Origin of the sequence: Chitinophaga sp. sic0106, from assembly GCF_019219075.1 — a bacterium.
In the GTDB taxonomy this organism is placed as follows: Bacteria; Bacteroidota; Bacteroidia; order Chitinophagales; family Chitinophagaceae; genus Chitinophaga.
Map to the genome: position 1 here is coordinate 95,406 of NZ_JAHUWJ010000003.1, position 13,705 is coordinate 109,110.

Sequence of the window (13,705 nt, forward strand, 5' to 3'; positions counted from 1 at the left end):
TCAGGATGTTTGAAAACTTCGGATAGTGGCTGTCAGGCCGGACCTTGCATCCAGTGGGAGTTTGTCCAGCCCCAGCACCTGTTTGATTTTTGTATTGGATACTTCATACGAGTCCGTCAGTTTCTGCAGGCGGTCGGTATTAAGCGGGAACCTGATAAAGTCCCCTACCCTGGCCATACTTTTGATAAACGACGGATTGATATGGAGCTTTCGTATATTCTTTCCTGTTACCTGTTCCATTATCTGCACGAGGTCGTTGGTGGAAAGGGACTCATCGTCGGCAAGATTATAAACACCAGAAGGGATACGCCCATCAGCGACCAGCAGTGCATCAATAATGTAACAAAGGTTTTCTACGGAAAGAAACGAACGTTTATTGTCGAAAGCGGTTAATGGATACGGAATACCTTTTTGTACAAATCCATACAGCAGGTTCAGGTTGCCTTTGTTACCGGGACCGTGAATCATGCACGGACGCAGGATATAAAGGTGTTTATCCGGCGGCAGCAGTTGCTGCAGCAGGTAGGCTTCTGCCATTTGTTTGGATTTACCGTAGGCGGTTTGCGGCATGGGAGGCGCTTCTTCCGTGAGCACCCCGGTTACCTTATCTGCCGCAGCTTTTACACTGCTGCAATAAATAAAGAAGCGTGCATCACTTTTTAGAAAGCGATCAAAGAGCTGCTGGGTGAGGTAGGTATTGGCTTCAAAATAATCCTTTGGAGAACTTACATTCTTCATATCATGCGCCTTTCCTGCCAGGTGTACGACGGCGTCTACATCCGGCAGCGGCAACTGGTTCAGCTCTGCCCAGGTAATAGTTTGCGAACATACGTCGTTTGCCACCTTATGCCTGGTTAGTCCGGTTACCGTCCACCTGTCTTTCGTGTATGCCATCAGGTTAGTACCTACAAAACCGCGGTATCCGCTCATTAAAATATTCATTACGATACTTTTGCTAATGATCTGTAAATATGAAGGGTCTTTTCAATCACCTTGTCCACTCCAAACTCTCTTTCTGCCAGCTCCCTGGAATTAGCGCCCATTTCTTTACGCAGTTCATCAGATAATACGAGGCGTCGCATGGCGGCGGCCAGTGTTTCCGCATCCTGGGCGGGAACAAGAAATCCGTTGTAGTCTGGTATTACGCATTCGCGGCAGCCGGGAACATCCGTGGTGATAATAGGGCGCCCTACTGCGGCGGCTTCGATGAGTGATTTCGGCAGGCCCTCCCTGTAGCTGGGTAGTACTACCAGATCAGCTTCCTGGAGGAGCTGGCGTACATTTTTCTGGTAACCTATCCATTTGATATATTCACCGTCCGTGAGGGAGGTTAGCTCTTCAGCGCTGATAGCAGCGAGGTTTTCATGATCTACATCTCCGGCGAGTATAAACTGGGTGTTGTGCGCCAGTTCCTTTTTCAGCAGTCTCGCAGCGGCTATGAATTCCATGACCCCTTTATCCCGCAGCATACGTGCCGGCAGTACTACCTTCACGCGTTCAGCAGTAGGTGGCTTTATTGCAAAGGTGAATTCGTTCAGGTCCACGCCGGAGCCTTTGATAAGTGTGACATCGCGGTCGTCCACAATATTCAGGGACTTGAATACACTCACATCATCTTCATTCTGGAAAATAAAGTGGCGGTTACCACCGCGGAATCCAAATTTCATCATGGTGAGCAGGACCCGCTGTGCCAGTCCTTTTCTGCCGCCGGTGAAATTATATCCCAGGCCGCTGATGGCATTTACGGAGCCCTTCATGTTGGAGAGGCGTGCCGCTATGCTGCCATATAATGCCACCTTAATGGTTACGTGATGGAGCACATCCGGCTTATGTTGCCTGTACAGATTGTACAGGAGGCGAATACAATTGAGTTCCTCTTTCATATTCATGCCGGAGCGCTTGAAAGGCAGGTGAATGACGTTTAAGCCATGACTGCGGATTTCATCTGCGCGGCCGGTATCGGCTGTTACGATGGTAACGTCGTAGCCGGCGGCTTTGGCTGCCAGTGCTACGGGCAGTCTATGCGACAGGAAGAACCAGTCTACGTTTACAACGATAAACAGTTTCATGTGATATGGTTAAATTTTTTCGGTTTTTCGGTTATTCTATCTCCAGGTTTTTCTTATTGGCCTGTGCTTTTTTCAGTTTGTCCAGTTCATTGTTGCTGCCGGGCTTCTGAATCGATATATTTTTAAACTTGCACTTCGGTGCAAATTCGTAGTTACGAGAGCTTTTAAAGGCATTGCTGTTATTCTTCCACACCGGATCTATTACCTGTATGTTTCCTGCAAGCGGTTTATCTGCCGCAGTATACTTACCGTCCATCCCTCCCATCCAGAAAGCGATAGCGCTGGCATCATCCACATGCTTGTTGATGGTGATGTTTACCTGTTTCTGGTCAGGGCCAGGCAGGCGTCCTAAACCTACCACCAGGCCATAACGGGCATTATTATACGTAACTGGTTTATCAATCAGTATGTCATCGACCTGTTCGGCACTGCTGTTAGGCTCTATATCAATACCCGCCATAGGCAAGGTTCCGGCGGTATTACTCACCACGGGGTTGATCAGCTTCAGGCCTTTCACCGAGCCGATGGTAATACCATTTCTGCGGTTATTATCCACGTTGGCGTAGTATATATTTATGTTGGTATTGGTAGTGGACTTATCGGCGTGCCCAATATAAATCCCATCTCCCCAACACTTACTCACCTGTGGATGATAAATATTAATATTATCGCTGGAGCGTATATCAATGCCCATTCCCCATTCGCCGCCGTTGCCGCTGTGATGATCCCTGTCGCCCACCAGTACCGGGTTATAGAGCTTCACATTTTGTATATTCAGCAGCTTCAGCATGGCGTACTTTCCTTTGTTGCTGGACTGTAACACCAGCGAAGAGTTGGGCTGAAAAACGACAGTGGAATTGCTTTTCAGCAGTAATCCGTTATCGTTGATGAGCACCGGAAAATTGGGCATCTTCACTACCTTGTTGGCATTGAGCGCGTTTTGCAATGCTGTCGTATAATCCACTGATCCATCTTTCACATAACCTGCAGGTAAGGCTTTAGTGAGATCGTAAGCGCCACTGGTCAGCGATGCCGCTTCCGATCTGTACTGCCCCGCGGCCGACAGGTTACTGTAAGTAGCCGGCAGTGGCTTGTACTGGAATATATCCTGTGCATAACAGCCCATCCAGAGGGTCAGGGCAGCGGCAAATGCAAAACAACGTCTACGCATAAACTAAGCTTTTGTGTTTTCGTATATCGTTTCCCAGGTATTGAGGATCATGGACTTTTCGAAATTATCTTTTACGAAGTCGGCATTTTGCCTGCCCCATTTGGTTCTGCTGTCGTGATCCATTTTCATGAGCTGCGTCATGCCGGCGCCCAGGGCTACCGGATCACGGGGAGCTACAACTACTCCTCCGCCTGCACCTTCGAGGATGCTGCGGATACCGCCTACATCTGTACCTGTTACCGGCAGGCCGGCGGACATCGCTTCGAGCAGCGCCATTGGCATGCCCTCGCTACGGGAGGAAATCACGTATCCGTCGTAGTCCGGAAGGACCTGAGAAATATTTTTTACCAACCCTAAAAAGCGCACGTGGCGATTGAGGCCTGCCAGCTCTACCTGTGCCTTTAGGTCATGCTTCAAATCACCATCTCCCGCAATATCAACGGTAAACTGCATGCCTGAGCGCAATAGCAGCTGTAAGGCATCGAACAGGTTGCGGTAGTCCTTTACTTCGATCAGGCGACCGATGGCAATCCACCGAAATACCGGATGAGCGGGCTTTTCAGCAGGCATCGCAAATCGATCTACGTCAATAGCGTTATAGATTACTGCTGAACGGCGTGCATCGATACTACCTTTCTCGTGCAGCAGTTCCAGTGCGGGCACGGACACGGCTGTATGATAATCGACCCAGCGGGAAGTCAGTTTATAAAACAGGTATGGACTGATCACGCGTTTGCGCGCATCGTAGTTACTATGAGAAGTATTGATGACGCGGATAGCGGGGTAGCGCATTTTTACGAAGCGCCCGATCAGGTTAGCGTGATACAGGTGTGTATGGATAATATCCGGTTTCTCTTTTTTGATTACCTGTGTGAGCTTACGGAAGGCGGACAGGATGGACTTTGCGCCGTTGAGACCGAGGTCGTAGTGGCGCACACGCTTATCCAGCCTGCCCAGCAGGCCGAGATCGGTTTTGATGGTAAGCAGGGAGATTTCATAGCCTCTGTCGGCCAGTGCAGGAATAATTCCCAGCAGCTGACTTTCTGCCCCACCAAATCCAAGGCTTGTAATCACGAATAAAATTTTACGGTTGTTCATCTGCTTAAACGGACATAAAAAATGATGAATAGTCAAAATTGCTGACCGCCAGTTTAGGAGCGGCCATATGCCGGGCATCGATGATGGCTGTTGCCAGCGCCTGTTCATCAGCTACCGGTACGGTAAACCCGTTGATACCGGGTGATATAATTCCTTTGAAATCCACGCAGTTGGTGGCTACCACCGGCGTTCCCAGTAGCAGCGCTTCCAGCACTACATTAGGAAATCCTTCTTTGCGGGAAGAGAGCACAAATAGATCCGCTTCCCGGAAATAAGGATATGGATTGGATTTGAAACCATGGAACAATACATGGTCCTGCAGTTGGTTGTCGGCCACGAGTTTACGCAGCATATTACCATATCCAGGTTCGGTATTTTCCCTGCCGAGGATGTGCAGTCTTGCATGGGGGATGGCCTCTAAAACGGCCGGCATGGCTTTAATCAGCACATCGAACCCCTTAGCTGAATACAGCGAGCCAGCCGCTACTATATTGAATCGCGTGTTATCGAAAACGTTAATCAGCTCCTTTCCCAGTGTTTCTACCTGTTTGGTGTTTACCAGGTTAGGAATATGTCTTACTTTTTTTGCCGGTATGCGATAAAATGTTTCAGCCTCTTCTTTCATCTGCGCCGTTTGTGCGATCACGTGATGTGCATGGCGGAGTACTCGACTGTTGAGGAAGCGTTCGAGCTTACCTTTGAAACCTGCGCCCAGCCGGTTGCTTGGCAGTGTAGGTAGTCGCACTACATTAACATATTTACCACCTGTCAGTTTACGCATCAGGATGGTAATGATGCTGATATGGTTCAGTGTGGTGAACACTACATCTGGTTGCAGTTCTTTCAGCACTCTAAATAAATCGCGCGTACCTGCGCTGGCGTTAGGTTTCTCCAGTTTGATCAGTTTCACCTGTTGGGTAATCAGGTCTATATAATCATAAGCCGGACAAATTACCACCAGGTATATTTCCAGTTTGGACGCGTCGAGGGAGTTGATGATGTTCATCACTACTTTCTCGGCGCCGCCACCTTTCAGACTGGGTAATATGAATACTATTTTCTTTTTCATCAACAAGAGGTTTAACGGTTAGTTAAGGCTCAGTGGAAAACGCTGCAGGCTTACCATGAGATCTTTCTCCTGTATTTCCTTTTCGGCGGTGATGATGATCACCAGCAACATCAGCATAATTCGTTTATCATAATAGGCTACGAGTCCTACATCCATCAGCATCAACACCAGCACAAATGCTGCCAGAAACAATCCTGTACGATGTTTCCAGAGCTTATGCAATACGGAAAAGTGAATACTGTAGTAGATGATGGGACCGAGGAAGCCTACCCCAAAAAGCAGTTCTATATAATTATTGTGCGCGTAAAAATGATAGTAATATTTGAAGCTGGCAGCACCGTATCCTACGAGCGGACTGGCAGTAAACTGCTCCCACCCTTCGCGGATGAAGCGTACACGGTCTTCCGTGCTGCCTTCACTATCGCGGCCGCCGATCGTTAAGAATAAACGACCGATACGATCAAACGCCGGCGCTAACGTCTCACTCAAAAAATCTCCTTTCAGGAAAAAAGAGGCTACCATAACAGCGATGGCGGCAAAGGCGATGGTTTTAAATGATCCAAGCAGACTGCGGATATTAATCATCAGGTAGACGAATATCAGCAGCAGACTGAAGCCAATACCTTTGCGGGAGGCCGTGAGGAAAATGGTGTATAATGCCAGCAGGATGTTCACGATATGAATTCCCTTAGCCGCATTGGTTTTCAACTCATGGCGATGAAAAGCCAGCAGGCTGAGGAAGATGGAGAACATCAGCATGATGGACAGGTAATTTGGGTTGAGTTCTGTACCGATAAAGCGCATCATTTCTTCATCCTTATTCTCCAGGAATCTGAACACCGGAATACCTACCGCCAGCGAGTAGTTGACGAACGAATAGATCAGTACCAGGGTAGTCATGGTGGAATACAGGTTATATCTCACCATAAAATAATAGAGTATAAAACTATTCGCTACCAGGATGAGCATAACGAGGGAGTGCTGCAAGGTAGCATCCGGATCGGGGGACCATATGGTAGAAAGCAATGCCAGCATGGCCAGCAGGAAAATCCTGTAGCCATGCACATTGGCACTGAAATTAAAGGTCCTCACATTATGGAGGTCCAGGAAGAAAGCGAAGTACATGAGTATGGTAATTCCCCATCCATAGATTACCAGCCATTCCTTGTTGAGGAACAGCAGGCTCATAATGAACATGGTTACCAATATTTTTACCGGCAGTGGCTTCATGTGTACGCAGGTTTTTGTTTGGCAATCTGATCGAGCATACCGTCGATCATAAAATGCTGCGGCACAAAAGGACCTTCGTGCCAGTGCAGGTCAGCATCCCAGTAACCGGTGCATTTATCATACACGGTGATGGCAAAGCCATAGCTCATTTCTACGATCAGCGGTTGCTGGTGCTGATCATATATAAAGTCGAGTGCCAGGCTTTGAGACTGCATTTTTTCTGCGAGGTCGAGGGTAATGCGTACACATCTTTCATCGAAGAGTTTACGCTCGTACCCGATGAGGCCGGAGCCGGAGGCGCGGAAATCGCCTTCCCGGTTGTAACGCCTGATGGCAAAGGCTTTCCCGTTGATAGCGATGATACGTGTATCAAAGTTATTTTCCGGCATAAATTCCTGGAAGTAGACATAACCTTTTTCGCGGCCGTGCATTTTTTCGTACATGGTGGGGATAAAGATTCTGCCGATTCCGCGGAACAGACCGAGAAAAGCAGCACCGTTTCTATCGCGCTTTAGCCGCCACACCGCATCAATGAAGCGATTAAAACGGTCACGGGCTGCAAATCCCCGGCCAAAAGCCTTACCTACCAGTTTCCTGGCAGCGGCTGCATCCTTTACCAGGCGCACGTTTGAAGCACCTGCGCCTCCCCTGAGTTTAAACACCTTTGGGAAGGTGGTGGTATTGATCCAATCGAGTGCCTGCGTTTTGTCATAAAAAACAAAAGAAGGCACCATAGGGGCATTCAAGGCTTCCGCCAAATATTTCTGACCAACTTTATCATCAAAGTGCCAAACGGTTTTACTATCCGGAAACACCAGTTTGCCGGCAGCTTCCAGCGAATAGGTCAGCTGGCGCGCAAAGCGTACCGCTTTATAATCGCCATGATGCCAGTGCCACAGCAGGGCGTCGCAGTCTTTCAGCTGTTCGATGATATCATTGCGGTAGCAGTCTACCAGCGTATATGGTATCGCATTATTGCGACAGTAATCGATCCATCTGTCACTGAAAGATCCCGGTGTATGATGAATGGCTAATTTCATTTCTCTTCAGTTTTATATTTCCACCACAGGCCGATGCCCATCATTCCTCTTGCCATGGCCAGGTTGATGGCCGCGCCTACACCTGAAAACAGCATGATCAGCGGGAAGGCCATCACAAAGCCGGTTATGGAAGCGTATAAGGTATTTTTCATTACCAGCTTATCCGCACGTTTTACGATAAAGTAATTGGTGCCGTAGCAGTAGTACATGGCCATGAAAAATACGCTGACAGCCATGATGCACAGTATCCAAACGGCGGCTGTGCCCTGGAGGTGAAATATTTTAGTAATAGGAATGGATAATACACAGATTCCTGCGCAGAGGGCTACACCAGCGGCCAGTATGAGTTTCTGGAATTTGCTGAAGGCGCCGCTCCTGCGGTTGAGGAATGGAAAAAATACTCTCGACAGAATGTTAAGCCCTGCATTGGCCGCTTCGATCAGGCTCTTGGCGGCACCGTACACCCCCACTGCTGAGGTACCCGTAAGTATCCCCAGCAGGAAGGTGGTAGAATTGTTGTAGAGATTAGGAAGAAATTGGTTGATAAAGATGCTGAAGTTGCTACGCAACACTTCCTTTATCCTGGCGAACCCGATAAAATTAAACCGCAACTGATAGCGCGTAAGCATCAGGTATTGTGCGTACAGGCCTGCGCCGATGTAGCCCAGCGCCTGGAACAGCGGATACCAGAAGAAGTCCTCGGGTTTGCGGATGAACACGAAAATGCAGATCGTAAAGAAAATTTTTATGCAGGCAGAAAGGATGGTGATTACTTTCATTTCCTCTACTCCCTGGAAGAACCAGTCTGGAAATAAGGCATATCCGGCCAGTGCGGGGAAGGTCAGCAGAAATACCAGTTTGTTTTCTGCAAACTGTGGCACCAGCAGTACCAGTGGTAAAAACAGCAGGAACGAAAACAGCACGAGTATTGCCTTGGTAGATAGCACGCGGCTGTAAATCAGGCTGAGTGTACGTTTGCTGTGGCGGTGTACAGCCACATCCCTGGTGGCGGTGATATTAAAGCTGAAATCTGCAAAGCCCTGGAAGTACATCAGCAAGGAGTTTGCCAGTACGATCACGCCATACTTTTCGGCGCCGAAGATGCGGAGCACGTATGGGAGTGTGATGAGGGGCAGGATCATGTTAAGCCCTTGCAATACCGAGAGTGCTCCGAAGTTGCGCAGGAGTGTTTTGTGTTCTCCGGACAACTTCTTAGGGGCATGACTGCGGTATTTCACGGCAGTGTCTGACCACTTGCGTCGTAGCTTTGATATGGTTAAGTTCATAAAAAGGTTCTCCAACCGCTACTGCGGTAAAAAATTAGATTGCGCTGCGCTGCAGGTTAGCGGCATACCAACTCACGGCCAGTTTGAGGCCATCCTGCACTGAAAATTCGGGTGTATATCCTATCAGGTTACTAGCTTTACCTATATTGGCCAGGCTGTGACGTACGTCGCCGGCACGCTCATCGCGGTACTGGGCCTGGAGGGTGATGCCTGTCATGGCGGTGATACCTTCCCACAGTTCATTGAGGGTGGTACGTTCACCGAAGGCGATGTTGATCACTTCATGTTTATCCAGTTCCGGCAGCAGCATGGCTTTTACGTTTGCCTGTACTGCATTCTCCACAAAGGTGAAGTCGCGGCTGGTTTCACCGTCGCCATTGATGAAAGGTGCTTCATTTTTCAGCGCCGATTCAATAAACAGCGGGATAACGGCAGCGTATGGTCCGCGCGGATTCTGGCGTGGCCCAAATACGTTGAAATACCGTAGTCCTATCGTGTGGAATTTATAAGTGCGGGAGAAAATATCTCCGTATAATTCATTTACATATTTCGTGATTGCGTAGGGCGAGAGTGGCTTACCGATCTGGTCTTCCACTTTAGGCAGGCCCGGGTGATCGCCGTAGGTGCTGGAGCTGGCGGCGTACACCATTCTCTTCACACCAGCGTCTCTGGAGGCTACCAGCATATTGAGGTGACCGGTGATGTTGACATCATTGGAAGTAACCGGGTCGTTGATAGACCTTGGCACGGAGCCCAGTGCCGCCTGGTGGGATACATAGTCCATACCGGCCACGGCTTCGCGGCAGGTATCCAGATTACGGATATCTCCTTCCAGGAGTTCGAATGCCGGATTATCCAGGAAAGGACGCAGGTTATCCATGCTGCCGGTAGAAAAATTATCGAGCACGCGCACCTTGCCGGCACCGTATTTCAGCAGGTACTCCACCAGGTTGGAACCAATGAATCCTGCGCCACCGGTGATGAGGAAGGAGGCGTTATTGATTTGATCGTTATGATATTGTTTGTCGTACATTTTTTTGTTTTAAAGAGAAAAGAGATTAAAGACGGGCGTCTGTCAGTTCTTTCGGCAGCACTCCCTTCACATCGTACACTACAGCACGGTTCTTACAGAGCTTATTAATATTTAACTCTTTAAATTCATTATGTGATACAGCCAGGATTACAGCGTCGTAGTCGCATACGGTGCTTAACTCCTGTGTGGATTTCCAGCCGTACTCATGTTCTACTTCCGCAGGGGTAGCCCATGGGTCGTATACGGTAATATTTGTACCAAAGTCCTGCAGTTCGTTGAGGATGTCTACCACTTTGGTGTTGCGTACATCCGGGCAGTTTTCCTTGAAGGTGATACCGAGAACGAGGATTTTAGCACCTTTTACCGGGATATCTTTTTTCACCATCAGTTTGATTACTTCCTGAGCAACGTAGGCGCCCATGCCATCGTTGAGGCGGCGGCCTGCGAGGATGATTTCAGGATGGTAGCCGGCTTCCTGTGCTTTTTGTGCCAGGTAGTACGGATCTACACCGATACAGTGACCACCTACCAGTCCCGGACGGAATTTCAGGAAGTTCCATTTAGTGCCGGCGGCCTGCAATACTTCGTCGGTATCGATGCCGAGGCGGTTGAATATTTTCGCCAGTTCGTTTACGAAGGCGATGTTGATATCACGTTGTGCGTTTTCAATTACCTTGGCTGCTTCTGCTACTTTGATGGTGGTAGCCTTATGCGTGCCGGCAGTGATCACGGATTTATACAGCTGATCTACCTTTTCAGCTACCTCAGGGGTAGAGCCGGAAGTCACTTTCAGGATTTTAGATACGGTATGTTCTTTATCGCCCGGGTTGATACGTTCCGGAGAATAGCCGGCAAAGAAGTCTTTGTTGAAGGTGAGTCCTGAAACTCTTTCCAGTACAGGTACACATTCATCCTCTGTAACGCCTGGATATACGGTGGATTCGTACACCACGATATCTCCTTTTTTCAGCACCTTCCCTACTGTTTCACTTGCTTTGAAGAGCGGGGTGAGGTCGGGGCGATTGTTTTTATCCACTGGTGTAGGCACTGTGATGATGTAATAGTTGCACGGTGCGATACGATCCAGTTCATTGGTACAATACAAACCGGTTGGCGTGGTACAGTCGGTGAGCACTTCTTTGAGTTGTTCAGAAGATACTTCCAGCGTATGATCATTTGCTGCCATGAGTTCAGCCACTCTGGCTGCGTTGATGTCAAAGCCGATCACCTTGAATTTTTTGGCAAATTCTACTGCCAGTGGTAATCCTACATAGCCCAGGCCAATTACTCCGATTTTAATATCCTGATTCATAGTGTTTTCAAAAATTTATTATTTGCTGAATACTTTTTTCAATTTTCTCATTGGTTTGTTGTCTTCTTCTTCCATGCCATAGCCGTAACCGTAGCCATAACCGTAGGAGGTGCCCTGTTTCACATCGTTGAGGATGATATTGAGTCGGGGCATTTTCTGCTGCAGGTCTTTGGTAAGTTTCACCTGTTCCTTGAACGTGTACCCCTGGCGCATCAGATAAAGTGATGCATCGGCGAGGCGTCCGAGGAGCTGGGCATCTGTCACCAGTCCTACCGGTGCGGTATCAACAATGATATAGTCAAACATTTTGCGGAGCTCTGCAAAGAGCAGGCCGGTATTTTCCATCAGCAGCAGTTCTGCCGGATTTGGAGGGATGGGTCCGGACGACATCAGCCAGCAGTTTTCATGGATACCGGAGGGTTTCAGCACGGAATCGAGGGCTGATTTACCGATAGCGTAGGTACTGAAGCCGGTGTGGTTGCTAAGACCCAGGTTTTCAGAAATTTTAGGTTTACGCAGGTCCATTTCCATGAGCAGCACTCTTTTCCCTGAAAGAGCGATTACTGCTGCCAGGTTGGTGGCTACGAAGGATTTTCCTTCTCCGCTCATGCTGGAGGTGAGGAGGATAACCTTTTCCTGCGGGTTTGCCATAATGAACTGCAGGTTTGTTCTCAATGCCCTGAACTGTTCTACCAGCGGGGTTCTTACATCCTTTCTTACGACTACCAGTTCACCTTCGGTGTTATGGCCAATCTCTGCCAGTACAGGTACCGGGGTGAGTGACTGCAATTCTTCCCTGCTGCGGATACGCCTGTTGAGGAGGTCGCCCAGGTAGAAAAGTCCTGCCGGTAAGCCCATACCAAAGATAAAGGCGATCAGATAGATAAACAAACCTTTCGGTTTAAAGGGCTTAGGATCGCTTTTAGCCGCGTCAATCACTTTTGCGATAGCCAGATTGGAAGACTTGGAGATCGCCGATTCTTCGCGCTTTTTAAGCAGATACAGGTATAGTTCCTGTTTTATTGCTTGTTGGCGGGAGTAATCGAGATATACGCGTTCGGTTCTTGGCACTTTCTGTATTTGGGCATTAAGAGCGCCGGCGTCCTGTTGCAAGGCTTCCATACTTAGCTCCAACCCTTTCCGGAAGGTGGACAGGTTGCTGAGCAGGTCCCCACGGAGGCCAGCCAGCTGACCATCGATATTGCGGATCATCGGGTTGCCTTCGGTGTTAGCCAGCAGCAGGCGTTCGCGTTCCAGCTGCAGGGTGTTGTATTTTTCAACGATGCCGATGAAGGTGGGGTCCTGCACGACGATAGCCGCAGGCACTACCCTTTTATTGTTCTTTTCGTCTTTTACATAGTTTTCAAGCGACTGCACCACATTCAGTTTCACCTGGTTGTCGATCAGCTGCTTGCGGGAGTCCCCGGTACCAGCCACCAGCAGCTTGGCCTGTTCGCTGATATCAGCCAGCTGATTGTCTTCCTTGAAGCGCTGGATATTCCTTTCCACGCCGGAGAGCTCGCCGGTAACGATGCCCAGGCGTGCATCAATAAAGGCGATGGTACTATCGGCGATGCGGTTTTTATCATCCACACTGGCACGCTTATACGCATCGATGAGCTTATTGAGCACCATCTCCCCTTTTCTTGGAATTTCTGATGACAGGGTAAGGTCGATGGTACTTACCTGTTTATTCGGAATACTGGCTTCCAGCTGACGCTGGTACTCTGCTACCGTTTTATCAACGGCTGCCACCTGCACGGTGTACTCACTGTGGTCCAGCGCGAAATCGCTGTTACGGTCCATACGGAGCAGCCCAGCAGTAACCTGCATGGTATCGCCCCAGGCACCATTGCGGCTCCATAACGGGGTACTCAGCTGGAAGCTGTCTTTACCCAATGGTTTTACCGTATAGTTTGCCAGTGCCACGCTGTCTTTTAAGGTAAGCCAATTCATGGTGAAAGGCACGTTGCCGTAGAGTTCTGTTTTCTTCAGCCTTCCTTCTATCAGGTACCTGATGTTGAGGTGCTGGTCTTTGACCACCTTTTCCATGAGGGAGCGGGAGGTAATAATTTCAAGCTCATTGTCGACACTGCTCTTGTTGCTAAACATCTCCATCTGCTGAAGGATTTCAGCGCCTGGGATTTCCGAACCCTTGTTCTGATCTTCCACAAGGATCTTTGCATTAATCTTATATCCCGGTGAAGCGTACCGCAGATACACGAATCCCAGTGAACAGGTGAGGATCACGCTGAGCAGGAACCAGTACCACGACCTGCCGAGGCGGTCCAGCAGTTTACGCAGATCCAATGAGGCTTCCGGCTGAGTGGAATGGCCGTTGCCATTTACCTGGTACTTCCCGTTGAATGATTGATATTTGTTCTCCTGCATGGTAAA

11 protein-coding genes are annotated in these 13,705 nt (G+C 48.9%); all 11 read right to left on the reverse strand.

Annotated features, from left to right (window positions below; translation table 11 throughout):
- The 11 genes from KW844_RS05390 to KW844_RS05440 are packed head-to-tail and all read right to left on the reverse strand — an operon-like array spanning nt 1 to nt 13,699.
- Nucleotides 1-942 (reverse strand): NAD-dependent epimerase/dehydratase family protein, encoded by a 942-nt coding sequence (locus tag KW844_RS05390; RefSeq protein ID WP_218375694.1) that lies wholly within the window; start codon nt 940-942, stop codon nt 1-3.
- On the reverse strand, nt 942-2,069 hold the full coding sequence (locus KW844_RS05395; RefSeq protein ID WP_218375695.1) for a glycosyltransferase family 4 protein: 1,128 nt from the start codon (nt 2,067-2,069) through the stop codon (nt 942-944). The genes KW844_RS05390 and KW844_RS05395 overlap by 1 nt, the downstream gene beginning before the upstream one ends.
- A 31-nt stretch (nt 2,070-2,100) precedes the next feature.
- Nucleotides 2,101-3,240 (reverse strand): right-handed parallel beta-helix repeat-containing protein, encoded by a 1,140-nt coding sequence (locus tag KW844_RS05400; protein ID WP_218375696.1) that lies wholly within the window; start codon nt 3,238-3,240, stop codon nt 2,101-2,103.
- Between the two features lie 3 nt (nt 3,241-3,243).
- Nucleotides 3,244-4,314, reverse strand: coding sequence for a glycosyltransferase (locus tag KW844_RS05405; protein ID WP_218375697.1), 1,071 nt, complete (start codon nt 4,312-4,314; stop codon nt 3,244-3,246).
- Nucleotides 4,315-4,342: 28 nt separating this feature from the next.
- Nucleotides 4,343-5,407 carry a glycosyltransferase gene (locus KW844_RS05410; protein WP_218375698.1) on the reverse strand — a complete coding sequence of 355 codons (1,065 nt, stop codon included), beginning with the start codon at nt 5,405-5,407 and terminating at the stop codon, nt 4,343-4,345.
- An 18-nt stretch (nt 5,408-5,425) separates the two neighbouring features.
- Entirely contained in the window at nt 5,426-6,637 is a 1,212-nt protein-coding gene (locus KW844_RS05415) for an O-antigen ligase (RefSeq protein WP_218375699.1), read from the reverse strand.
- A complete protein-coding gene (locus KW844_RS05420; protein ID WP_218375700.1) occupies nt 6,634-7,677 on the reverse strand; it encodes a RimK family alpha-L-glutamate ligase in 1,044 nt (347 codons plus the stop codon). Before KW844_RS05420 ends, KW844_RS05415 begins: the two co-directional genes overlap by 4 nt.
- Nucleotides 7,674-8,963: an oligosaccharide flippase family protein gene (locus KW844_RS05425; RefSeq protein ID WP_218375701.1), complete on the reverse strand. Its 1,290-nt coding sequence runs from the start codon at nt 8,961-8,963 to the stop codon at nt 7,674-7,676. Before KW844_RS05425 ends, KW844_RS05420 begins: the two co-directional genes overlap by 4 nt.
- Nucleotides 8,964-8,997: 34 nt before the next feature.
- The gene (locus KW844_RS05430; protein WP_218375702.1) at nt 8,998-9,996 is read right to left on the reverse strand and encodes an SDR family oxidoreductase; all 999 of its coding nucleotides are present in this window, start codon (nt 9,994-9,996) and stop codon (nt 8,998-9,000) included.
- A gap of 25 nt (nt 9,997-10,021) precedes the next feature.
- Nucleotides 10,022-11,308, reverse strand: a complete 1,287-nt coding sequence (locus KW844_RS05435; RefSeq protein ID WP_218375703.1) for a nucleotide sugar dehydrogenase — start codon at nt 11,306-11,308, stop codon at nt 10,022-10,024.
- Nucleotides 11,309-11,326: 18 nt separating this feature from the next.
- A complete protein-coding gene (locus KW844_RS05440; protein ID WP_218375704.1) occupies nt 11,327-13,699 on the reverse strand; it encodes a polysaccharide biosynthesis tyrosine autokinase in 2,373 nt (790 codons plus the stop codon).
- Nucleotides 13,700-13,705: the final 6 nt, after the last annotated feature.